This is a genomic window from Psychrobacter sp. 4Bb (genome assembly GCF_002836735.1).
GTDB lineage: Bacteria > Pseudomonadota > Gammaproteobacteria > Pseudomonadales > Moraxellaceae > Psychrobacter.
Genome location: NZ_PJAS01000068.1, coordinates 1 through 23,197, shown reverse-complemented (window position 1 = coordinate 23,197; position 23,197 = coordinate 1). Strand labels below are relative to the sequence as shown.

At 41.8% G+C, this 23,197-nt stretch carries 19 protein-coding genes; 13 read left to right on the top strand and 6 right to left on the bottom strand.

Annotation, left to right across the window (positions count from 1 at the left end; genetic code table 11):
* From CXF60_RS09370 to msrB, 3 genes are all read left to right on the top strand, one after another.
* The gene (locus CXF60_RS09370) at positions 1-1,680 is read left to right on the top strand and encodes an ABC transporter ATP-binding protein (RefSeq protein WP_416376873.1); all 1,680 of its coding nucleotides are present in this window, start codon (positions 1-3) and stop codon (positions 1,678-1,680) included.
* Between the two features lie 283 nt (positions 1,681-1,963).
* Positions 1,964-3,268: an iron-containing alcohol dehydrogenase gene (locus tag CXF60_RS09365; RefSeq protein WP_102091721.1), complete on the top strand. Its 1,305-nt coding sequence runs from the start codon at positions 1,964-1,966 to the stop codon at positions 3,266-3,268.
* A gap of 279 nt (positions 3,269-3,547) precedes the next feature.
* Entirely contained in the window at positions 3,548-4,762 is a 1,215-nt protein-coding gene (msrB, locus tag CXF60_RS09360) for a peptide-methionine (R)-S-oxide reductase MsrB (RefSeq protein ID WP_102091720.1), read from the top strand.
* A gap of 98 nt (positions 4,763-4,860) precedes the next feature.
* Here msrB and folE read toward each other — a convergent pair whose 3' ends face one another.
* The gene (folE, locus tag CXF60_RS09355) at positions 4,861-5,457 is read right to left on the bottom strand and encodes a GTP cyclohydrolase I FolE (RefSeq protein WP_180958127.1); all 597 of its coding nucleotides are present in this window, start codon (positions 5,455-5,457) and stop codon (positions 4,861-4,863) included.
* A gap of 445 nt (positions 5,458-5,902) precedes the next feature.
* Between folE and CXF60_RS09350 the strand changes: the two genes are divergently transcribed.
* Both CXF60_RS09350 and CXF60_RS09345 read left to right on the top strand, forming a co-directional pair.
* Positions 5,903-6,712, top strand: coding sequence for an enoyl-ACP reductase FabI (locus CXF60_RS09350; RefSeq protein WP_102091718.1), 810 nt, complete (start codon positions 5,903-5,905; stop codon positions 6,710-6,712).
* A 134-nt stretch (positions 6,713-6,846) separates the two neighbouring features.
* Positions 6,847-7,545 (top strand): YoaK family protein, encoded by a 699-nt coding sequence (locus CXF60_RS09345; RefSeq protein ID WP_102091717.1) that lies wholly within the window; start codon positions 6,847-6,849, stop codon positions 7,543-7,545.
* Positions 7,546-7,609: 64 nt separating this feature from the next.
* Here the strand turns inward: CXF60_RS09345 and CXF60_RS14460 are convergent, their stop codons facing one another.
* The gene (locus CXF60_RS14460; protein WP_167669405.1) at positions 7,610-7,774 is read right to left on the bottom strand and encodes a hypothetical protein; all 165 of its coding nucleotides are present in this window, start codon (positions 7,772-7,774) and stop codon (positions 7,610-7,612) included.
* Between the two features lie 390 nt (positions 7,775-8,164).
* On the opposite strand from CXF60_RS14460, the gene CXF60_RS09340 reads away from it, so the two are divergent.
* The 6 genes from CXF60_RS09340 to CXF60_RS09315 all read left to right on the top strand — a co-directional run bounded on the left by CXF60_RS09340 (position 8,165) and on the right by CXF60_RS09315 (position 17,079).
* A complete protein-coding gene (locus tag CXF60_RS09340) occupies positions 8,165-9,586 on the top strand; it encodes an SLC13 family permease (protein WP_102091716.1) in 1,422 nt (473 codons plus the stop codon).
* A 158-nt stretch (positions 9,587-9,744) separates the two neighbouring features.
* Positions 9,745-10,743, top strand: coding sequence for an alpha/beta fold hydrolase (locus tag CXF60_RS09335; RefSeq protein ID WP_102091737.1), 999 nt, complete (start codon positions 9,745-9,747; stop codon positions 10,741-10,743).
* Positions 10,736-11,530, top strand: a complete 795-nt coding sequence (locus CXF60_RS09330) for a metallophosphoesterase family protein (protein WP_102091715.1) — start codon at positions 10,736-10,738, stop codon at positions 11,528-11,530. The genes CXF60_RS09335 and CXF60_RS09330 overlap by 8 nt, the downstream gene beginning before the upstream one ends.
* Positions 11,531-11,615: 85 nt before the next feature.
* Positions 11,616-12,206: a DUF1543 domain-containing protein gene (locus CXF60_RS09325; RefSeq protein WP_102091714.1), complete on the top strand. Its 591-nt coding sequence runs from the start codon at positions 11,616-11,618 to the stop codon at positions 12,204-12,206.
* 159 nt (positions 12,207-12,365) lie between these two features.
* Positions 12,366-16,598, top strand: coding sequence for an ATP-dependent RNA helicase HrpA (gene hrpA / locus CXF60_RS09320; RefSeq protein WP_228707094.1), 4,233 nt, complete (start codon positions 12,366-12,368; stop codon positions 16,596-16,598).
* 40 nt (positions 16,599-16,638) lie between these two features.
* On the top strand, positions 16,639-17,079 hold the full coding sequence (locus CXF60_RS09315) for a hypothetical protein (protein WP_057760321.1): 441 nt from the start codon (positions 16,639-16,641) through the stop codon (positions 17,077-17,079).
* 98 nt (positions 17,080-17,177) lie between these two features.
* On the opposite strand, the gene CXF60_RS09310 is transcribed toward CXF60_RS09315, so the two are convergent.
* Positions 17,178-17,507: a hypothetical protein gene (locus tag CXF60_RS09310; protein ID WP_102091713.1), complete on the bottom strand. Its 330-nt coding sequence runs from the start codon at positions 17,505-17,507 to the stop codon at positions 17,178-17,180.
* 262 nt (positions 17,508-17,769) lie between these two features.
* Positions 17,770-18,621 (bottom strand): AraC family transcriptional regulator, encoded by an 852-nt coding sequence (locus CXF60_RS09305; protein ID WP_102091712.1) that lies wholly within the window; start codon positions 18,619-18,621, stop codon positions 17,770-17,772.
* Between the two features lie 166 nt (positions 18,622-18,787).
* On the opposite strand from CXF60_RS09305, the gene CXF60_RS09300 reads away from it, so the two are divergent.
* Positions 18,788-19,201, top strand: coding sequence for an organic hydroperoxide resistance protein (locus CXF60_RS09300; protein ID WP_101204365.1), 414 nt, complete (start codon positions 18,788-18,790; stop codon positions 19,199-19,201).
* A gap of 171 nt (positions 19,202-19,372) precedes the next feature.
* Here CXF60_RS09300 and CXF60_RS09295 read toward each other — a convergent pair whose 3' ends face one another.
* Complete coding sequence (locus tag CXF60_RS09295; protein ID WP_102091711.1) at positions 19,373-20,290, bottom strand: DMT family transporter; 918 nt, start codon at positions 20,288-20,290, stop codon at positions 19,373-19,375.
* A 320-nt stretch (positions 20,291-20,610) separates the two neighbouring features.
* Between CXF60_RS09295 and CXF60_RS09290 the strand changes: the two genes are divergently transcribed.
* Positions 20,611-21,294, top strand: coding sequence for a DUF421 domain-containing protein (locus CXF60_RS09290; RefSeq protein WP_102091710.1), 684 nt, complete (start codon positions 20,611-20,613; stop codon positions 21,292-21,294).
* Between the two features lie 131 nt (positions 21,295-21,425).
* Here the strand turns inward: CXF60_RS09290 and creD are convergent, their stop codons facing one another.
* Positions 21,426-23,036 (bottom strand): cell envelope integrity protein CreD, encoded by a 1,611-nt coding sequence (creD, locus tag CXF60_RS09285; protein ID WP_102091709.1) that lies wholly within the window; start codon positions 23,034-23,036, stop codon positions 21,426-21,428.
* Between the last annotated feature and the right edge of the window lie 161 nt (positions 23,037-23,197).

Below are 23,197 nucleotides of genomic sequence, written 5' to 3'. Positions count from 1 at the left end.
ATGACTAAAAATATTGTCGCCACTAAGCACAGCAATGCGCCAAATGAAAGTCTTCATCGTGCACAAGATAAGCTCATGCTAACTGTAGATAGATTAACTATCACGACGACTACAGGCACCCAGTTGGTCGATGCGCTGTCTTATGAGTTAAGACAAGGGCAAACCTTGGCCATCGTTGGTGAGTCAGGCTCTGGCAAGTCAATTGCCAGTCTTGCGCTACTAGGGCTGTTACCAGATAGTTTGACCATCACTGGTGTGGTACAGCTTGCAAATACGGCAGGTATGTCTACCTTGCCCATAGCGAATGATAAGGCGCGTAATGCTGCACTGCGGTCTATTCGTGGACAGCGTATCGGTATGGTATTTCAAGAACCGATGACCGCATTAAATCCGTTACATACGGTTGCTAAACAAATTGCTGAATCGTTGCGTCTAAGCGGCGTACCTAAAAAGCAATGGCAAGAAACCAGCATTGCTTTGCTAAATGATGTCAATATTACAGATCCTGCTGACAAATTGAATCGTTACCCACATGAGTTATCAGGTGGTCAGCGCCAGCGAGTGATGATTGCCATGGCATTGGCTCAGCAGCCTGATATTCTAATTGCTGATGAGCCAACGACTGCGCTCGATGTTACCTTGCAGCATGAGATTTTGGCGTTATTAGATAATCTCAAACGTAAGCACAATATGGCGATGATATTAATCAGTCACGATCTCAATCTGGTCAAGCGCTATAGTGATGAGGTTATCGTTATGCGCCAAGGTCAAACGATTGAACAGGGTAAAACATCTTCGGTATTTGATCAGCCTAAGGCCGATTATACTCGCACACTTATCAAGCAAGACTTTGGGCAAGCATTAATCATAGAAGACGATAACGCAGATAAACAATCAATCGTACTAGAAGTGAAGCGTCTTAATGTACAATTCCCAATTGAAAAGGGTCTGCTTGGAGGTACCAAGCGCTGGTTCGATGCGGTCAAAGGTGTCGATATGACACTGCAAAAAGGTCAGGCATTGGGTATCGTTGGAGAATCTGGCTCTGGTAAAACCACCATTGCACTGGCGCTTAGTCAACTACTGAGCAACCAAGCACGTGTGAATGGGCAGATAGTGGTCAATGATCAAGATATCTCAGCATTGTCCAAAAAGGCGCTACGTAACTTCCGCTCGCAAATTCAGATGGTATTTCAAGATCCATTTGCTAGTATTAATCCGCGTATGACGGTCATGCAAATCGTGGAAGAGGGTCTGCTGGTACAAGGCGTGGATAAAGTTGCACGTCAGCAAGCGGTGCTAGATAGTCTTGCTACGGTACATTTGCCTTTAGCATTTGCGCAGCGCTATCCACACGAGCTGTCAGGTGGCCAGCGTCAACGCGTGGCACTGGCGCGTGCACTCATTATGAAACCAAGCTTACTTATATTAGATGAGCCGACCTCCGCACTCGACAGTACCACACAGGTCACAGTAGTTAGTTTATTACGTGAAATTCAAGAAAGGCTAGAAATCAGTTATGTCTTTATCAGTCATGATCTCAAAGTAGTACGCGCACTGTGTCAGCATATTATGGTATTGAAACAAGGCACTTGCGTAGAATCTGGACGTACCGAAGATCTTTTCAATCATCCACAACATACTTACACTCAGCAACTGTTAAAGGCAAGTACTGACTAGTTTAAACGACTTACTGTAGCCACTCAGACTGATCAATCAAATTAAGCGACTAAATTAAGCGACCTAGTATAAAATTGACACATCACAGTTCATAATAATAGCGACATATTGAAAAGAGCAGTGGTACAATAATTTTAGAGAGCTGCCCATTTTATAATGCTGTGATGCGTATCTTTATACATTCTGGCGCTCGTAAATTAGTAATATTTAACTGGCTGGCAAAAACGGTCTTTAACGGTCTTTATTGTAGTTAAAACCATCATTAAAAAGGATTTTTGTGCTCATGAAAACACAAAATAGTATTACTAAATTGGTAAAGAACAACAGCTTGCAGCATGCTGGTTATTTGGTTGTCGCTAAAACTCGGGCCAAGGTGTTAAAAGCAGTGTCTTATGTGATACCTATCAGAAGACCTATGCTCTTTGTCGGTGAGACTGCCTGTGATGAGCTATGCGATATGCTTATCAATGAAGGCAATACCAATGTGTTTATCGTCACGGATACGGTGCTCAACAAACTGGGCATACCTGCAAAAGTTACCGATTATCTAGATGCGAAAAATATCAGTTATCACATCTATGATGGCATTACGCCAGATCCTACTTTTAAAGTAGTTGAAGAAGGGCTCCGTCAGTCTATAGAAGCCAATTGTGACTCTATCATAGCTATTGGTGGCGGCTCAGTGATCGATGCGGCCAAAATGATAGCCATGTCTCAAGGCAATAAGTGCAAGCCAAAGCAGCTAATCGGTATTCTTAAAGCAAGAAAGCCTGCAACGCCGCTATACTGCGTACCAACGACAGCTGGCACGGGTTCAGAAGCGACACTTGGTGCAGTAGTGTCTGATGACAAAACGCATCAAAAAGCATTGTCTATCGACCCAAGAATGGTACCACTAGCCGCTGCGATTGACCCAGTTATTATGAAAGGCATGCCAGCTCATATTACAGCAGATACTGGTATTGATGTATTGACCCATGCCTTAGAAGCATGGATGAGTGCTAATGCCAGCGTAGAGACAGATTACTATGCAGCCTCTGCCGTAAAATCTGTTATGCATTACTTACCACTAGCTTATAAAGACGGTGGCAATCTAAAAGCAAGAGAAGAGATGGGTATCGCCGCTCATTACGGCGGGATCGCCTTTAACAAAGCAGGTCTGGGTTATGTGCATGCTATCGCGCATCAGTTAGGCGCTTACTATAGTATTCCTCATGGTCGTGCCAATGCCATCGTGTTGCCTTATGTACTTGACATCAATCGCAAAGCGAGCAAAAAGAGACTGGCTGCATTGGCTAAAAGAACCGGTATGGTACAGAATGGTCAAGCAGCTAATGGCGATAGTGAGATAGCAGATAACCTGATTGCGCAAGTTAGAGACTTGATTGCAGAACTAAATATTGATCCAACTGTCAATGGTATGCAAACCAGCGACTTTAATGATATCGCAAAGGCAGCAGCAAAAGAGGTCAGCGATACTTATGCCGTGCCAACTTATCTATCAGCCGCTGAAATCAAGGAAATTCTAACGAAGATTAAGCAAGCTAGCGACGAACGTGCTGATAGTAATAATGAAACAGCGTCATAGTTTTTTATAGAGCTAGTGATATTAAAATAAAAAAGTCTATTACTCTTTGGAGGATAGGCTTTTTTAATGCATTGAGATAATAAAGTTTCCGTCTTATTTCTATAGTTAAGTCATACTAAAATATGTAATCGTTATCAAATAATCGTTTAATTTATCTTGTTATTACACTCAGTTGATAAAAATTATCTTAATAAACTGTAAATATATAACAGTATAGGAATGTTTCAGTGATACAAAGGCGTTAGGATATTTAAAGGACATTACGCTTAGGAGATTTCTATGAATCGCATATTACCATCTAAAATCATAGGGTTAGTTATCATAGCGAGTAGTGCGATTTACGCAGGCTGCGCATCAACTGAAAACAGCTCTACTGTAAAGAGTACAACTGCCGCTAACCCATATGCACCGACTACACCAGGATTGGCAGTAGCCACGGTAGCGGGTGGGTGTTTTTGGTGTGTTGAAGCAGGTTATGAAAAAATCCCTGGCGTGGTAGAAGTCGTATCTGGTTATACGGGTGGCACCACTGAAAACCCAACCTACAAGCAGGTGTCAGCAGGTGGTACTGGGCATACAGAAGCGGCGCAAGTGTATTATGATCCTAAGAAGATTACTTACAATGGCATAGTACAAGTGTTATGGAGAATTGCTGATCCTACTGATGATAAAGGGCAGTATGTTGATCGCGGTACACAGTACCGTCCAGCAATTTTTTATAACAATGCGCAAGAAAAGCAAATCGCAGAAGCGGCCAAGCAGTCACTGCAAGCCTCTGGTGTATATGACAAGCCAGTAGTGATTGAGATTGTACCTGCTAGCACTTTTTATCCTGCTGAAGAGTATCATCAAGATTACTATAAAAAGAACCCGATACGCTATAAAGCTTATACCTTCAATTCTGGTCGCTATCAATTTATCGAGAGTGTCTATGGTAAAAACTACGAGCTTGATTTTAGTCAGTTTACGCCCGAAGCAGATAGTACGCAGCCAGCAATGTCAAATAACACATCAGATAGCAAAGTAAGTAAAGGTTTTAATCCAGATACATTTGTAAAACCTTCACAAGATGCGCTAAAGAAATCGCTTAGTGATATTCAGTACAAAGTCACTCAAAAAGAAGGTACTGAGCGCGCCTTTGATAATGAGTACTGGGATAACAAAGAGCCTGGACTGTATGTAGACGTCGTATCTGGTGAGCCACTGTATTCTTCGCGTGATAAATATAAGTCTGGTACGGGCTGGCCGAGCTTTACTCGCCCATTGGATACGAGCTTAGTGGTTGAAAAGCCAGATCGAGGAATATTTGGAACCCGTACTGAAATTCGTAGCCGTTACGCGGACTCACACGTGGGACATGTATTTGACGACGGTCCAGCACCGACAGGCAAACGCTATTGCATGAATTCAGCAGCGCTCCGCTTTATTCCGCTTGCAGATATGGAAGCTGCTGGTTATGGTGATCGGGTAGACGATGTAAAGCCAGTTGGTTAGTACTATTTTTCTACCGCTCGGCCAAACAAAAAGGACGCATATGATGCGTCCTTTTTATTTGGTTGTTATTCACAACAGCCTAATCAATTAACAGCCAATTAAAACGCTGGCTGACGCTTAGGTACCGCACCTAAAAATTCATTACGGGCTTGATTGTTGTGTTGATACTCACCAAGCATCGCGGTACTACGCGTGGTTGAATGCTGTTTGCTGACACCGCGCATCATCATACACATGTGCGAGGCATCCATGACTACCGCCACGCCGCGACAGCCAGTAACATCCATGATGGTTTGTGCAATCTGTTCACTCAGGTTTTCTTGTATTTGTAGACGACGGGCAAACATATCGACAATGCGGGCAAACTTCGATAGCCCCAGTACTTGACCATCAGGCAGGTAGCCAATATGAGCCACACCATGGAACGGTAGCATATGATGCTCGCACAGTGAATAAAACTCAATGTTCTGTACCAGTACTAGCTCACGATTGGTCGATGGAAAAACCGCATCATTGACCACCTCTTCAATGCTTTGATGATAGCCTTTGGTTAAGTGAGCAAAAGCCTTTGCCGCACGTACAGGCGTGTCTAATAAACCAGGACGATCTAAGTCTTCGCCAGTTGAACCAATCAGTTGGCGATAGGATTCGGTACTTTCTTTATAATCTGGGGTTATTATTGGGGTGTTACTCATAAGTTTGGCAGCCATCCAAAATGTGGGTGTAGCTTAACGTTGAATCCTATCATGTCAGGATTCTTATAAAATTGTGCAAGCTGGGAAGGGCTGTGATTATACTCGAAATCTGCTGAACTTCATACTGCTGTAGCAAGCAGTTGAGTGTTTAATCTGTTCAGAGTCGTCAGACAAATCAATAGGGTCATAACTATAACGGTGTATACCGTTTAGAACGTTTATATAAAGACCGTTATGGATGGCAGATATCTGATTGGTTTACTAAATGAGAGGTTAATACAACGTTAATGAGAGTCGACAAGTACAGTTTACGACTGTTTACTTAAACTAATTCGTGTATAATAAGTCATCTTTTGATTTGTATCATTTCATGACGCGTCACTTTCTGATTACTCTAAATAAACCTATACTCTAAATCATCTCGATTGATTCAAAAGGAAATCTTATGCTATTGCAAGGACAACGATTTGTCGTAACTGGCATCGCAAGTAAACTCTCTATCGCTTGGGCTATTGCAGAAGCGCTACACCGCGAAGGCGCCTCACTGATCCTGACTTATCCGAATGACAAAATCAAAAAACGCGTCGATATGGCCGCCGAAAAATTCGAAGCGGATTTGGTATTAGAGTGTGATGTCGCCTCTGATGAGTCAATTGCTTCGTGCTTTGAGCAAGTGACTGCTCACTGGGGTGACGGTATTGATGGTGTGGTACATGCCATTGGTTTTGCACCGATGGATCAGTTGGATGGGGATTTTGTCAATGCCACGACTCGTGAAGGCAGTCATATCGCGCATGATATCTCTAGCTATAGCTTCGTTGCATTGGCTAAAGCGGCTCGTGAGTTACTAGCGATGCGCCATGGTTCTATGTTGACATTGACCTACGAAGGCAGCATTTCAGTATTGCCAAACTATAATGTCATGGGTATGGCAAAAGCCAGTTTAGAAGCCAGCGTTCGTTATTTAGCAACGTCTATGGGCGGTGAAGGTATCCGTGTTAATGCAATATCTGCAGGTCCTATCCGCACGCTAGCGGCTAGTGGCATTAAGTCTTTCCGTAAAATGCTTGATATCAGCGAAAAAATTGCGCCACTACAACGCAACATCACACAGACAGAAGTAGGCAATGCCGCATTGTTCCTATTGTCGCCTTGGGCATCTGGTATCACAGGTGAGATTATGTTCGTTGATGCAGGCTTCAATACAGTAGCTATCAGCGAGCAGTTGATGATGCTTGATGAGCCAGCACAGTAATTGTTATAGATGATTCGTTTGATAATAGAAAAGACAGCCAATTGGCTGTCTTTTCTAGTTATACTATGAGTCTTTTTGGCTACGTGCTTTTTTAGCAATGCGCCTTTTTAGCTACGTGCCTTTGGACGAGGGATATGATAACCAAGTTACCAAAGTGGATACTATGGGGCGGGGCAGTATTGGCATTTAGTGCTGGTTGCGTGAATACGACAGCATTAATGGGGTTTGCCAATTTATCAGTGTCGCATGTCACGGGCAATGTAAGCTTGTTTGCAGCAGCTATCGCTTATTCAGACGCCCACAGTATTTTGTATATCGGAGCGCTACTATTGTCTTTTTTGTCAGGGGCAATATTAAGCGGTTTTGTCATTGGGCAGACATCCTTAACACTAGGCCGTCGTTACGGGCGTGCGCTATATTTTGAAGCAGCATTACTAATAGCTGCCTACTGGTTATATCAGCAGCATGACTATCTCGGACAATTGGCAGCAGCGATGGCCTGCGGATTACAAAACGCGATGGTAGCCACTTATAGTGGAGCAGTTATTCGCACAACTCATTTGACAGGACTGACATCCGATATGGGTGCAGCAATCGGTAACTGGCTTGCGGGTCGCTCCATTAGTAAGCCGACATTGGGCTTTCAAGCCATTATTTGGTATTGCTTCTGCGGTGGCAGTACAGTGGGGGCTTTTTTGTTTGCCAAAGTTAGCTATGATGCGCTGCTTGTACCCATCGCAATCGTTCTAACAGCAGCATTTATATATAACTATGTCTCAGATCATCTGCCAGAGGTGAGAGAAACAAAACTAAAAAAGCGCTCATCATCATGACAAGCGCTTCTTATTTTTGCTGTTAATACTAGATAACTGGCTTTATCTGCCGTTCTGCCATCTTTTATTTTGCGCCTTCTTCTTGATGATCTTCATGCTCATGCATACCTTGCATCATATCTAGCGCTGAGTCGTCAGTACGCTGTTGATCTTCTTTGGCCAGACTATCTTGATTGATGTCTTTTGGCGCCATTTTTGTGGTTGCATCGGTTTTATTTGCATCTGTCATAGTGTCATTCCTCTTGTTTTTATTGATGATTATCTATCTAACCCTAAAATTATGTGGTATCGGTTTTTACTTGTATAGCCCCAAATGATGAATGTTTGAATGCTTTATGTAATTTTTATCAACCAAGGCGTCCATTCAAAGCAGTGAGAACAAAGTAGTGAGAGAGCTACTATTGAAAAATCTCACAAAGTCGAGAGGTGATTATCATTAACGAATCAAACAGATATCCTAAAAAAACAAAATTAATCAAAATGTATTCATATATAAGTTATTCTGATATGATATTTTCGCGCGTAATGTTCGCTATATGAATATCATGATGTCTTATAATAAGTGTGTGTTGCAATAATTTTGACTTCATACTCACTTTGGATGCGATAAGGATAATTTATGTCAGAGAAAAAGCTGGATAGCCATATTCCTGATGATGGTAACGAGTATTTATTTACGGATACATTCCCAAAGGGAACGGGAAAAGGATTGATCGTGGTCGCCATTGCGGCAATCATTAGTTTTATTATTTATAGTGTATTGCCATTTGAGGTCAGTGCTAACAAAGGGCTAGCAATGCTGTTTTTTATCGGCGTGCTATGGCTCACTGAGGCGATACACGTCACAATCACTGCGATCTTGGTGGTTGTGGTTGGGACATTAATTGGCATTCCTGATTTTAATGCTGAAGTCGGTCTGCAAAGCTTTGCTAGTCCCATTATTTATCTCTTCTTTGGTGGTTTTGCCTTGGCGGCCGCGTTACATGTACAAAAGCTTGATAGAAAGATTGCGCTAAAAATTCTATCGTTGTCGGGCGGCAAGCTCAGTACAGCAGTATTTTTGATATTTGGTGTGACGGCATTCTTGTCCATGTGGATATCGAATACAGCGACAACGGCAATGATGCTCCCATTGGCACTCGGTATTTTAACGCAAGTTGATAGTAAAGAAGATCGCGGTACTTTTGTCTTTGTACTATTAGGTATTGCTTATTCAGCCAGCCTTGGTGGTCTAGGTACGATTGTTGGTTCGCCGCCCAATGCTATTGCCGCAAAGGCGCTCGATATTGCCTTTGTAGACTGGATGAAGTTTGGTATTCCGATGATGTTGGTACTGTTACCATTATTGTTGGGTGCGATGTATGTGTTCCTAAAGCCGAACCTAAATCGTACCATTGTCCTAGTTGATGATGCACCGATTGCTTGGAACAAGCCACGTATCGTCACTATCATCGTCTTTATCGTTACGGCATTGAGCTGGATATTTTCCAAAAAGATTGGTGCAGCTTTAGATATTACGGACACTGATGCTATCGTTGCACTATCAGCAGCAGCAGCGGTAGTAAGCTTAGGATTGGTATCTTGGAAGCAAGTATCAGACAATACGGATTGGGGTGTGCTCATGTTGTTTGGTGGTGGTATTGCGCTATCGACAATTTTGAAAGTATCTGGGGCGTCTTTGGTACTAGGGGAAACCGTAGCAACTGCGCTGTCTTCTGCACCACTTATCATTGTGATGATGGCAGTCTCAGCATTTATTATTTTCTTGACAGAATTTGCTTCCAATACTGCCTCGGCAGCATTGTTAGTGCCTGTATTTGCCGCTATTGCAGAGCAGATGGGTTTGCCACATGAGGTGCTCGTATTGGTCATCGGTATTGGTGCATCGTGTGCTTTTATGTTGCCAGTTGCCACACCGCCAAATGCTATTGTGTTTGGTACAGGTTTGATCAAGCAAACAGAAATGATTCGTACAGGTATCATATTAAATATCATTGCTACTATCGTTATCGGGCTATGGGCGTACTTTTTCTTGATATAATCAAGTAGTCATTACAATCCTAGTCATATCTGCTTAGTATAAGTGAAACCCCGATGTTCAAGACAAATTGAACGTTGGGGTTTTTTATGGCTTATCATATAAGCTAACGGTATAGAATGTTTATTATTAACGTCATCTTATTAAATGGATTTGATCACATGACACAGTACTTATTAAAAGCAACTGTTCTGATATTACTAGGCGCAATTGCCGTGTTAATGGCATTTATAGCAAAATATTGGGCACCTGATCGTACCATCGCTGAGTTAAAACAATGGCAACTACCCAACAGCGAATTTATAGACATACAAGGTATGCAGGCGCATGTAGTGCAGTCAGCTAATTGTCATACACACCGTGGCGATGCAGCCGAAAAAAACCGACCCGAAACAATCGTTTTATTGCATGGTACATCGGCAAGTTTGCATACATGGGAGGGCTGGACCAAGGCGCTGTCTGATCAATACTGTGTCGTGAGCATGGATTTGCCAGGGTTTGGTTTGACAGGTCCTTATGTGGACGAGAGTACACAATATAGCAGCGAAAATTATGCGGCGTTTGTCATTGAAGTACTTAATCATTTGAAGCTGGACCGTGTCACGCTAGCCGGTAATTCATTGGGAGGCAAGGTAGCGTGGCGTACTGCAGCTTTGTATCCTGAGCGTGTCAATCGATTGATATTGGTAGATTCAGTTGGTTATCCAGCAACGCCCAAACATATTCCTATTGGTTTTAAACTTGCTAAATATCCAATGATGTCACCAATTTTAAATCGTATCCTACCCAGAAGTGTCGTCGAAAAAAGCGTTTTAAGCGTGTATGCCGATGACAGCAAAGTCGATGAGGAGTTGATTAACAGATACTATGAATTGACCTTGCGCCAAGGTAATCGTCAAGCATTAAGTTGTCGCCTAAATGAGACTGATGATGACAGTGATCAAGCTCAAATAAAGCAGCTGGATATACCAACTTTGATCTTATGGGGTGCAAAAGATGATCTTATTCCTGTAGAAAACGCCGCGTTATTTCATAGAGATATACGTAATAGTCAGCTTAAGGTATTTGATGACTTAGGTCATGTACCGCACGAAGAAGATCCGTTAGCAACCGTTGACGTTGTAAAGCAGTTTTTGATTAGTGAGTCAGAAAATGGATAACTTAGAAAAGAAACAGATAACAACCATCGCTGCGATTTCAGATATTCATAGTAATGTCTACGCCCTTGAAGCTGTGCTTGCCGATATAAGATATCGAGATGTTGATCAGATTGTCAATCTTGGTGATATTTTATACGGACCAATAGCGCCTCATGCTACCTATGAGCTATTAATGGCAAATCGAGATGATATTATTACCATTAGAGGTAATCAGGATAGGCAGATTTATGAAGCTACTATGGCAGAAATTGCTAATAATCCAACCATGGGTTTTATTATCAAAGATCTCTCTAAAAAAGCGATTGAATGGATGCGGTCTTTGCCATTTTATTTTCATGTCAGTGAGGATGTATACCTCTGCCATGGTTCGCCGACCGATGACATGATATATTTACTAGAGGATATCGAAACGGGTCAACCAATAGTGCGTAATGATGCGACTATATTGGCGTTACTTGATGGTATTGATAATGATGTTATCTTATGTGGTCATACACACATCCCGCGTACAGTAGTACTGTCGTCAGGACAAACTATTGTGAATAGTGGTAGCGTTGGCTATCCAGCTTACGAAGACGATTTGCCTATTATTCATAAGATGCAAACTTATTCGCCTCATGCTAATTATGCTCTTATCAAATGTATTGAGACTCAACAAGGTAAACATTGGCAAACTGAGCATGTCAGGGTCGCTTATGACCATGACGCAGCAGCAAATATGGCTCTAAGAAACGGACGTGAAGATTGGGCATTTGCATTGAAGACGGGTAGAGTGATTCCAGTATGACAGTACTTAAAAACGTTCTATCCTAGCAATGACAGCATTACCTTTAGATTAACTATGGGTTTTTATTTAATAGAGATTACGTAAAATGCTAACACTATATATGGTTCAATTGGGCGGCCGTCCTAAAGGCCGTCTGATTGAGCAACACGATATTTTCTTTGGTGCAGCCAGTCAAGTGAGTGACTTGATAGGAGATATCAATGAACATTGGCCTGAGGTAAAAAATAAATGGCATATTGATTCGTATCGAGCGATTGCCAAAGTGGGTAGTTATGCCATTAAGTTAATTGAACCAAGTCAGCAATTAAAGGCTGCTGCTGACTTAAAGTTATTCTTTATCAATCTAGGTGGCTATCAGCAGGACAGTTTTGAAGAATTCCATTATAAGCTACTCATCGTTGCACCTAACCAAGCTGACGCGATCAAACAAGCAAAAAAAAGTGATTTTTATAAGCAATCTACTTTTAAAGATAAAACGTCACCTTTCAATGCAGCTTCTCATATTGATGATAAGTTTGCAGTAGATATAGATGACATATATAACGTAAATGATCTTATCTCCAATGTTCAGCTTTCGATTGAGCCTATTAGTGATACAGATGAGCTGAATGCTAAAGAAGACAAAGAGTACGTCGGCTATCTAAGCATCAAGAATTTAAAGAAATTGGCGCTATAATAGATTTATCTAAATTTCATAAAAGTAACTCAATACACGCTTGATTAAATAAACCTAATGGACAGCTTACGAGAGCAATCAGGACTCGACTAACTTGAATCATACCCCAATTACCCCCATAATCTAACCAATTCTACATAATAAATAGCCTAAGCAAATATGCCCAATACTTCTAAGCCCAATATTCCTGAAAACAGCGATTCAGATACATCTACTGTAAATGAAACTCAAGATACTAAGAAGCCAGCAGTACCACTGGCGGATCTACCAGTACTTGCCAAGGATAGCTATTACTTAAGCCGTCTTGAACGTGAGCTGGCACGTGCTGCTGTGCCTAAGAATAAAAAATCTAATCATGATTCTGAGCAAGAAAAGAAGCTAGATGATGTACTCGCTAAAAAACGTGCTCAGTACGAGAAAATAAAAATGCGTTCTCAAGAAGCTGTGCAGGCACGTATCAATAGTATTCCAAGTGATTTACCTGCCAAGCTAAATCTGGATCTGCCTGTTAGCCAACGCGCAGAAGACTTAGTACAAGCGATTATCGATAATCAAGTTATTATCGTTGCTGGTGAGACGGGTTCTGGTAAAACGACGCAGTTGCCTAAGCTTGCAATGCTAGCAGGGCGCGGTATTACAGGGCAGATAGGGCATACACAGCCGAGACGATTGGCTGCTCGTAGTGTGGCAAACCGTATCGCAGAAGAGCTGGGTGAGCCATTAGGTAATACGGTCAGTTTTAAGATTCGCTTTAATGAGCAAGGGACAGCGCAATCTATTGTAAAGCTCATGACGGACGGTATTCTGCTCGCTGAGTTGGGTCATGATCGGTTTTTGAGTAAGTACGATACGATTATTATCGATGAGGCGCATGAGCGTAGCTTAAATATCGATTTTATTATGGGTTATCTCAAAAAGATGCTGCCCAAGCGCCCAGATTTAAAAGTCATTATTACGTCAGCTACCCTCGATACTAAGCGCTTTAGTGAATACTTCAGCCGTTATGACAATAAGCTCAAACGGCAAGTTCCTGCGCCTATTTTTAATGTAGAAGGGCGTAGTTTTCCAGTAGAAGTCCGTTATCGTCCGTTGACAGATGAGCCAGTGAATAGCTCAGAAGATGACAGTTACGATGATTTTGAAGAGAACCTGCCGCGCGCTGTGGTTGCTGCGGTCGAAGAGTGCTTTAGCGACGCGCAGAGTAAAGGTCACGCCGATCAGGCTGATATTTTGATATTTGCTGCAACTGAAGCTGAGATTCGTGAGACGCAGGAAGTGCTTGAGCGTCATGGCCCTCGCCATACAGAAGTACTGCCATTGTTTGCACGGCAGACTTATGAAGAGCAGCAGCGTATCTTTCAACCATCGGGTCGAGGTCGACGTATTGTTATCGCGACCAACGTTGCTGAGACTGCATTGACCGTACCAGGTATTCGCTATGTGATTGACTTGGGTTTTGCGCGGATTTCGCGTTACTCGTATCGCTCGCGCGTACAGCGTTTACCGATTGAAGCAATTTCGCAAGCAGCGGCCAATCAGCGTAAAGGTCGCTGTGGCCGTGTTGCTCCAGGTATTTGTATTCGTCTTTATAGCGAAGAAGATTTTAGTGGTCGTCCTGAATTTACTGAGCCTGAGATTTTACGTACTAACTTAGCATCAGTAATCCTGCAAATGGCCAATCTACGTCTAGGTAGTGTGGATGACTTTGAGTTCATTGAGCCGCCTGATAGCCGATTGGTCACTGATGGTCATAAATTGCTAAATGAGTTGGGCGCTATTACTTCCAAGAAAGATACCGCTGCTCAGGACAAAACCAACAAGCCAAAAGCGAGAAAAGGGCTTGATCACCTGCGCTTGACAGCAACTGGTCAGAAAATGGCGCGTATGCCAATCGATCCAAGGCTGGCACGTATGCTGGTGGCTGGTTCCGACTTTGATTGTATTCGTGAAATGCTAATCGTTGTGGCAGCGCTTGCTGTACAGGATCCACGCGAGCGTCCTGCCAATAAACGTACGCAAGCGGATCAGAAGCATGCGGTCTTCCGTCAAGACGACTCTGACTTTTTGTTTTATTTAAGTCTGTGGAAGGCGCTGTTTGAAAAAGATGAAGACGGCAATAAACTGTCTGGCAATCAGCGTAAGCAGTTTGCTAAGAAAAACTATCTGAGCTTCCCGCGTGTACGTGAATGGCATCAGACACACCGTCAATTGGTGCAGATGGTCACTGAACTGAAGTTAACTAATGTCAATGAGTCAAAAGCTTTTGATAAAAATATGGCTGTTAATGATCCAACAGCGATCGAAGACGAAGAGCTAAAAGCGGTCAAATATGCCAATCTGCATAGAGCGTTATTGACGGGTTTATTGTCTATCATCGCGCATAAGACTGAAAGCCGCGGTGAGTATTTGGCTGCGCGTCAGCAAAAGGCCAAGATATTTCCAGCCAGTACGGTGTTTAAACAAATACCACCTTGGGTAATGGCGTTTGAAATGGTGGAGACTTCACAAGTCTTTATGCGTACTGTTGCCAAAATCGAACCAGAATGGATTATCTCAGCGGCAGGTGATTTGCTGAAATATCATTACTTCGAACCACATTGGTCCAAGAAAACAGGACGCGTCAAAGCCTACGCACAGATTAGTCTGTTTGGACTGATTATTATTAGTAAGCAGCTGACCAACTATGAGCAAGTCAATCTGGTCGAGTCACGAGAGATATTTATTCGTGATGGCTTGGTGACGGGTAACTTTGGTCGCAATGCACCATTTTTGCAACATAACATGGATAAGATTGCTCATGTTGAGCGTATCGAGGACAAGCTGCGTCGCCGTGATTTATTGGTGGATGAAGAGACTCTCTATCAGTTCTATGATAAGAAAATCCCTGAGCACGTTGCCAGTCGCAAAGCGTTTGAGGATTGGCGTGCAGAAGTCGAAAAGCATGATGCCAAGCATCTATTCTTCACCGATGAAGATGTGCTTAATAGCCAAGCGCCGACCACAGGGGACTTTCCAGAAGTGTGGAAGCTGGGCGATTTAAAACTGCCGCTCCGCTATATCTTTGATCCGGCCAGCGATGATGATGGTGTGACCATACGTGTACCGCTTGCCGCATTACCGCAGCTCGACGCGATTGAGCTACTGTGGGGTGTGCCCGGTTGGCGCTATGAATTGGTGTTGCAGCTGCTCAAGTCGCTACCAAAAGAGATACGTCGTCAAATCGTACCGATACCCAATACTGCAGACAGTTTGTTTGATGAGTTGCAACCAAAGGGTGGACAAGGGTTACTGAAGCAGCTGTGTCAGGCATTACATCGTCGCGGTATCATGTCGGTGACGCCAGAGAACTTCAATCCATCTACGATTGATCGTTATTTGCAGCCACAAATCTGCGTGGTCGATGAGAAAAACCGTATCATCGAAAAAGGCCGTGATCTACAAACCCTACAGATTCGTCATGCATCTGAAACCAGTCAAGCGGTAAATGAGCAGCAAGGCGTGCATACTGAGTTCCCTGAGCATTTTGCTTTTAGCAAAAACCATCATAGTGCAGGTGTGGTGATGAAACAGTTTGCAGCGCTTGTCGCTGATGAAGCGGGAGAAGCTGTATCGATTCATCAATACACTGATGTCAATGCAGCACTTCAAGCACATCGTATCGGGGTGCTGACTTTAATCAAAGGCAAACTTGGTGCAAAGAAAAAGCAGCTAACGAGCCAAATCGATAGTATATTTAAACTGGCATTTGCACCACTTGGCGATATGGATAAACTCAAAACGATCGTTATAGATGCTGCGTTAGACGCGGCTCTCGAAGAGCACTATATCTTATTTGATCATTCTGAAAATTTACCAGAAAGCGCCGATGATATTGCAGTCGGATTGAGCGAGGAGCTACCGTTTACCTCTGAGGAGTATACTCAGACTCTCGAAGTGGTAGTGAGTAATTTCTTATTAACTGGTCAAAGCGTTATCAAAACGCTTAAGAATGTCTATACTCGTTGGCAACGTATTCGCCAAGGGTTGCTGATGTTAGATCGTGAAATATTTGGTGAGTCTATCGATGATATCGAAGATCAGTTAGAAGATTTACATTTGGCTGATTTTGTTTATCGGATGGATTACAGCCACTGGCAACAGTACCCACGCTATCTTGAAGCGCTACAGATTCGACTAGAGCGTCTGGAGCACAATCTCGACGCCGACCTCGATGGTGTTTATGCTCTTGACTTGCATATGGAACGGCTAGCAGGACGTGCGGACAAAGAAGCCATCAGTGAGTATCGCTGGATGGTGGAGGAATACCGTATTCAACTGTTTGCCCAGCCTATGAAAACTCGTATGGCAGTATCGCCCAAGCGTCTAAGCAAGATGTGGGATAAGGTGAGTTAGAAGGTTGTATATAATTCTCTTTAATTGTGAGGTTTATAAAATGTTTCTAACTATAATTGCAGGTGTCACAATTTTTGTCATAGGTCAGTTTATTTTAAAGTTGATTTTAGAACCCATAGTAGGGTTAAAAGAAACACTTGGAGAAGTTTCATCTCTATTTCTTCGAGAACAATCGGGCTTTATAAATGATAATGTCAATAAGGATGTACAAAATGAAGTTATAAGATTATCTTCAATGATTTTGGCAAAGAAACAAGCTATTTTACTTTATAGTGTTTTTGCAAAAATATTGAGAATGCCAAGCGAATCAAATCTTATTGAAGGTTGCCGTAGTTTGAATTTGATTTCTTATCTCGTTATAAAAAATTCTTCAGACACATTACAGAGAAAGTCTCATACACGGGAAATATATGAGGAAATGAAGTTAGTAAGTAAGCATTTAAAAATCCATATTACATATAGTGAGCGGATTGAGACGTGATATAAAAGATCTTATCAGGTATTTGTTTAGAACTTTAATGCACAAATAGAAAGTTTAAGTTAGCAAGCACTAATCTAGCCTTTCTATTTGTATAATATCTAATGGCTAATCTTTTCTGTCAGTACACCCATGCTATAAAGTACATAGGCAATCACGGTTAATGCGACGATAAATGGAGTAAGCATCCAAATCACAATATTGATTAAAAGTGATGGTAGCAATCCATTGAACAATTCAATATCTGGTGCGAAAAAATCGGTCATGACATCGACTGCACGCTTAGCAATAGGGAATAGCAAGGTGCTAAAAGCTAACATATAAATGTACTTACTAAATCCAGGGTCACTCATGACTACCATAAAGTAGAACACTGTAAAAAAAGTAATGCCAAGTGCCCAGCATTTGAGAGTGTAGCTTAAACGAATCATGTTATCTCCTCCCTAAGCTTTCTATTGATTGCTTTACATCGATCGTACGCAGAGTAAAGCTGCTCCTATACATTCATTATTTTAAATATAAATAATATGTTATAATACGAATATATAGTCACGTCAACCAATTTTTCTATTTATTTAAAATACTCCGCAAATTATTCAACTTAAAAATGATATTTTTTAAGGAATGCTTTCGTAAATATAATAGTAAATAGCCTAAGCAAAAAATTTTTTTTATTAAAAAATAAAATTATAACTACAACTCGTTACTTGGGCTTAGACCAAAAAATCGCTTATATTCTCGGCTAAACTGGCTAGGGCTTTCGTAGCCTACTTGCATCGCTATTTGTGATATTTGCGTACCATGCATCTTAATTAAGCGCCTAGCTTCCATTAAACGTAAGTTTTTCTGATACTGTAGTGGACTCAGCTGGGTTATTTCTTTAAAGTGCTGATGAAACCCTGAGACACTCATGCCGCATCTACTAGCCAAGCTCTCAACCATGATAGGTTCATCTAGATGTGCCTTTATCCAGTCAGTCGCTTGGGCAATGCGGCGTGTATGGCTACCGATAACGACCAATTGTTTAAGTTTGTTGCCTTGCTCAGCCAAGAGTAGGCGATAGTATATTTCTTGTTGAATTAGAGAAGACAGAAAATCAATATCGTTTGGATAATTAAGCAAGCGTATCAATCGCTCAAACGCGTCCATTATGGTGTCATCTAGGTGCCACTTTATCCCTAAATGGCTGCCTGCCATTGGTTGTGTGGTCGGTAGCTGCGCTAATACATCTCTAATCATGGCTAAATCTAATTTCATTGATAAAACAATGACAGGGTTTTTTATCGAAGCATGTTTAATATGCATACTTAGCGGTATATTAACTGGACAGAACATCAAGTTACTATTGTCAAACCTTTGACAGTCAGCACCCAAATAAATCTCGCGTTCTCCCTGCAATACAATACAAATACTTGGCTCTTGAATATAGCTTACGGCTTTGCTTGGTTTGTCCGCGCAGTAAAAGAACAAACCTGAAACGGCAGATTCAATGGTTTTATTTCTAGGTAGTACGGTAAGAAGTTGGGCAATAGTCGTTTGATTCATCACGAGTGCTTATTTTATAGGATTGCCTGATAGTATAAATATTTGTAGGATTAGGCAAGAGTTATAGAGGTTTGTTCTAACGTATAAGTGCAGAGGAATCTATAATAATTTCATCGCAACAGCGTAAGTACGACCTCTAATAATATGAAACAAGGAATAATTACTCATGAAAATATTTTATAAAACACGCGCAACCGCTACTGGTGGACGTTCTGGCCATACTGGATTAGACGATGGGTCGTTAGGATTTGACTTGGTATCTTTTCAAGAGCAAGATAAAGAAGGCGTGAACCCAGAACAGCTTTTTGCCATGGGTTACGCGGCTTGTTTTGATAGCGCTTTGAGCATGACAGCACAGCACATGAAATTGCCTGTTACCGCTTCAAAAACCTCTGCGCAAGTAGGTATCGGTATGAAAGCTGACGGTAGCTACAACCTAGAGATAGAGCTGTCTGTAGAAGTATCAGGTATTGATGAAGCGCAGGCGCAGCAGTTGATCGAAGCTACGCATCAGGTGTGCCCGTATTCTAATGCTACTCGCGGCAATGTCGATACTCGTCTAGAAGTTACTGTTGCTTAAATGCTGTTGTTCAACGACTGTTGACCGTAGACTAGCAATATTAAAATAATAACTCGAATATAAAACGCCTCGATTTATAAGAGTCGGGGCGTTTTATGTTGTCTGGTAGAATCATAAGCTGGAACTTTTTCTGAGCAGTTTAGCTAATGATAGGTTGTTAATAGCATTATTTTATACCGGTACTTTTTTATTTAAGGTAAACACCAAGACCGCGCCCAAAATGACCGTACTTGCGATAATAAAGGGCATAGTTAACTGCTCAGATAAAAATATCACACCTAGCAACGCAGCAATCACAGGGACACATAGCTGAACGATAGCGGCTTGTGTGTTTTTCAATAGTGGCATCGCTGTATACCAGATACTATAGCCCAACCCTGAGGCGATCGCTCCGGATGCACAGGCGAGTAGTACACCTTCAATGGTAATACCATCCAAATTGATATTTTTCAAACCTAAGTCATCTAGATACGTCATACCTACCAGTAGTAGTATAGGCACAGCGACTAAACTACGCACAAAATTAAACCCTGTCGCTCGCAGCGGTGAGACACATGATTTGCCGCGTATACTATATACTCCCCAAGCTATGCCGCTCATAGCCATTAACGCTGCAGCCAATGGTGACGGTATGGCAGCGGATGGCAACATCAGATATACAAACCCCGCCACTGCAACGACAAACGCTAACCATTGTAGCGCGCTGAGCTGTTCTTTTTTATAGATACCCCAGCCAATCATCGTCAGCTGAACCGCTGAAAACAAAATCAATGCCCCAGTGCCAGTATCCAGCTCTACATACGCAATTGAAAAGCACAGCGCATAAATCACCAAGCTGAGACTACTTAACCAACTGCCTTTGTCATTTAATATAGCGTGGACAGTAGATTCGTCATGATTAGACGTTTGGCGTCGCAGTCTGTAAGCATGTATAGCCATGATAATACCTAGACAGGCCGTCGCACTCACTAGCCTGATGATGGTAAAGCTCCAAGCATCGATGTAGCCTTCCGCCAATGCCATTCGGCAAAACAGAGAATTTGCAGCAAAGGCGATTAACGCAATAATAGTATAAATCGTGGCTTTCAAAAGTAATTCCTACAATGAATAAATGGCACAAAACAGGCAAACATAGGATTTTAGTTTTAGGTCTTAAGATACGCTGTTATAACGAACGTTTATTCTTAGCAAAGATAATAGATTTATAACTGATTAATCTAATCTATAGCCGTTTCACAAGACAGGATATTTTGTCGTACTTATGGCAAAAAGTCTCTTTTAAATCAGAATAACGATAGTTGTATTGACGATAAGGTCTAAAAATAGGGATGATGTGCTTCGCGTCAAATGAACTATTAGAACAACACTCATGAAACACAATAATTAGATAAATAAATAGGAAAGATAGTATGAATTGGGCAAGTATTTTTATTTATGACACAACTTGGTGGTTTGCCGTAGAAATTTTAATACGTGTCACTGTAATGTTTGTATTAATTATCACATTTTTGCGATTCACTGGTAAGCGCGGCGTTCGTCAGCTTTCTATTTTTGAGTTAACCATCATTTTATCGTTAGGCTCTATCGCAGGTGATCCCATGTTCACCGAAGACCTGCCCATCATTCAAGCGGTATTAATCATGGGTACCGTCATTTCGCTCTATAGGCTTTGTACTTGGGCGATGATGAAATTTCAGCCTTTTGAAGACCTGTTAGAAGGCAAGTCACTTTATATTGTAGAAGATGGCATGCTGGTGCTTGATAAAATCAAAAAAGGTGAAATGTCACATGATGAGTTTTTTGCTGAAATGCGCCAACAAGGGGTTGAGCATTTAGGTCAAGTGCGTACTGGTTTGCTCGAGACTGATGGCAATTTTAGTATTTTATTGCATACCTCTGAAAAGACAGATTACGGTATGCCGCTTTTCCCTAAGCAATACCGACCGGTCGAGCAAGTAGAAGCAGGGGTTTATTATGCTTGTATGTATTGCGGTTACGTCGATGAAATCTCTGACCCCAATCATTGTTGCCCACGCTGTGAGGATAATTGCAATAACTGGGCTAAGGCGTTAAACAATCATATCGTCAAATAATATTACTACTTGGCTGCCTTAGCTCAGTTAATAAGCTAAGGCAGCCAATTTTTTTCAAATTATCAGATAAAAACCTCTCATTTACTGACAGTTTGTCTGACTTGCTTTATACAGCGCATGGCTCTCATCATTTATGTCACTTTATACCAGTCAAGTTTGCGAGTCATCACCATCACGCAGGCAAGTATCACAAAGCAGAATATCGCACCCAGTAATAGATTGAGATCTTCTGTACTTAAAATACCGAAAAACGCAGCATATAGCCCAGCAAGTGTCGCGGTAAAGATTACTGCCCGTTTTAAACCGCCAAATACATAATAGCTATACCAGCCAATAAGCCCAACACAAGCACTGGCCGCTACCATATAGGCTTGCCAAAATGCGATTTGTTCTGCAAGTGGTAGTAATAAGACATAAAAGACAAATAGTGCGCAGCCGACGAGCAGATACTGAATAGGGTGGATACGACTTGATTTGAGCACTTCAAATAAAAAGAAAGTGCCAAAAGATACCAAAATTAATAGCAAGGCGTACTTCATGGCTCTTTCAGTTTGTAGATAGACATCGTTAGGGCTCGCAAAACTAACGCCAAAGCTGTTTAGCAGAATACTTTGATTGCTGCCAGCTACTGCCATACTGTCTGCCGTCAAACCTCTTGATGACTCAAACGAATCAGGATTGTACGAATGACTATCGGTATTGAGCGTTGATTCACTTATGACAGTACATTGCTGGTTAGGTGCGCTGAGACATTGAGAGAGGTATTGATTGTTGGCGACGGTTAGATACTGATTTTGCCAACTGGCATTGAATCCTTTAGCGGTAATGCTCTTGGTATTTGGTAATGCTTTACCGATGAAGTTTGGTGTCTGCCAGTCACTGTGCATAGACAGAGTAAAGTTCTGCCCAGTTGGGACAGTCGTTAAATTACTAATGCCAGCTAATGGCAAGTCGATCACAATATTGAGCGCTTGATTGTCTTTAGGATTAGATAACTGGCTATTTACTTCTGATTTATCTAGATTTTTATTTATTGAGCCTGTGGTAGCCAAGCTATCTTTATTATGTTGGCTAGTAGGATTTTTTAATTGCTCCAATACGTCTTTAGGAATATCTACTTCGACATAGGTTAAGTTCTCTATCATTGGTATCTGCGGATAGTTTGCTGCAATCGTTTTTTGATTAATTGTGACAGTAGGCAGGGTAGCGACACCGCGCAAATCAGATACAGGAATGATAAGTTTTGCTTTATTCCAGTGGGTAATGGTTTTGGCTAGTTGTGTCTTATCTGCATCATTGTCAATTGTAGTTCCAATCTGATCTAAGTTTTCTAAAGACTCTACAAACGTATAACTCTGATCGAATGTCAGCTGACCATCATAGCTAGTCGCGCTATAGATACCGCGTTTATAAATGTCTGTGTTTACTTTTAGGGTTTGTGCAGCTTGCGTCTGAGTGGCAAATATCGTCTCAGTTTTCGAGTATGAAGGTTCGCATTTGCCCTTTATATTTGATGTATCTGTTGCATCTGACTGACATGCAGGTGTGATTGTCGTAGGGATGGCGATAAATGGGTTAATGATTTCTTGTGGATTGACATGCTGCTCGCTGATTTCTTTTATCACTGACTCTGCGTAGTATTGCCTCTCATATATGATATCGCCAATCATGGTGAGACCAATCGAAAAAACGATACACAGTCCTATAATGATGGATAACTTAGTCAATAATGTTTTTTGCATGTGGTCGCCTCCTAAGTATCTTTAATCCACAGCTGCCGAGATAGCAGACCATGGCTTTAAAAGACATCATAGAGAGGACATAACGAGAAGATGTGCAGGAAATATGGAATAACTGTGAAAGGGTGAGAGTTGATATTCTCAGATAATTATTTTTCGATTAT

What these genes read in the sequence shown, in the direction of transcription:
- CXF60_RS09370 (WP_416376873.1), top strand. Translation starts at nt 1, where the DNA reads ATGACTAAAAATATTGTCGCCACTAAGCACAGCAATGCGCCAAATGAA.
- CXF60_RS09365 (WP_102091721.1), top strand. Translation starts at nt 1,964, where the DNA reads ATGAAAACACAAAATAGTATTACTAAATTGGTAAAGAACAACAGCTTG.
- msrB (WP_102091720.1), top strand. Translation starts at nt 3,548, where the DNA reads ATGAATCGCATATTACCATCTAAAATCATAGGGTTAGTTATCATAGCG.
- folE (WP_180958127.1), bottom strand. Translation starts at nt 5,457, where the DNA reads ATGAGTAACACCCCAATAATAACCCCAGATTATAAAGAAAGTACCGAA.
- CXF60_RS09350 (WP_102091718.1), top strand. Translation starts at nt 5,903, where the DNA reads ATGCTATTGCAAGGACAACGATTTGTCGTAACTGGCATCGCAAGTAAA.
- CXF60_RS09345 (WP_102091717.1), top strand. Translation starts at nt 6,847, where the DNA reads ATGATAACCAAGTTACCAAAGTGGATACTATGGGGCGGGGCAGTATTG.
- CXF60_RS14460 (WP_167669405.1), bottom strand. Translation starts at nt 7,774, where the DNA reads ATGACAGATGCAAATAAAACCGATGCAACCACAAAAATGGCGCCAAAA.
- CXF60_RS09340 (WP_102091716.1), top strand. Translation starts at nt 8,165, where the DNA reads ATGTCAGAGAAAAAGCTGGATAGCCATATTCCTGATGATGGTAACGAG.
- CXF60_RS09335 (WP_102091737.1), top strand. Translation starts at nt 9,745, where the DNA reads ATGACACAGTACTTATTAAAAGCAACTGTTCTGATATTACTAGGCGCA.
- CXF60_RS09330 (WP_102091715.1), top strand. Translation starts at nt 10,736, where the DNA reads ATGGATAACTTAGAAAAGAAACAGATAACAACCATCGCTGCGATTTCA.
- CXF60_RS09325 (WP_102091714.1), top strand. Translation starts at nt 11,616, where the DNA reads ATGCTAACACTATATATGGTTCAATTGGGCGGCCGTCCTAAAGGCCGT.
- hrpA (WP_228707094.1), top strand. Translation starts at nt 12,366, where the DNA reads ATGCCCAATACTTCTAAGCCCAATATTCCTGAAAACAGCGATTCAGAT.
- CXF60_RS09315 (WP_057760321.1), top strand. Translation starts at nt 16,639, where the DNA reads ATGTTTCTAACTATAATTGCAGGTGTCACAATTTTTGTCATAGGTCAG.
- CXF60_RS09310 (WP_102091713.1), bottom strand. Translation starts at nt 17,507, where the DNA reads ATGATTCGTTTAAGCTACACTCTCAAATGCTGGGCACTTGGCATTACT.
- CXF60_RS09305 (WP_102091712.1), bottom strand. Translation starts at nt 18,621, where the DNA reads ATGAATCAAACGACTATTGCCCAACTTCTTACCGTACTACCTAGAAAT.
- CXF60_RS09300 (WP_101204365.1), top strand. Translation starts at nt 18,788, where the DNA reads ATGAAAATATTTTATAAAACACGCGCAACCGCTACTGGTGGACGTTCT.
- CXF60_RS09290 (WP_102091710.1), top strand. Translation starts at nt 20,611, where the DNA reads ATGAATTGGGCAAGTATTTTTATTTATGACACAACTTGGTGGTTTGCC.
- creD (WP_102091709.1), bottom strand. Translation starts at nt 23,036, where the DNA reads ATGCAAAAAACATTATTGACTAAGTTATCCATCATTATAGGACTGTGT.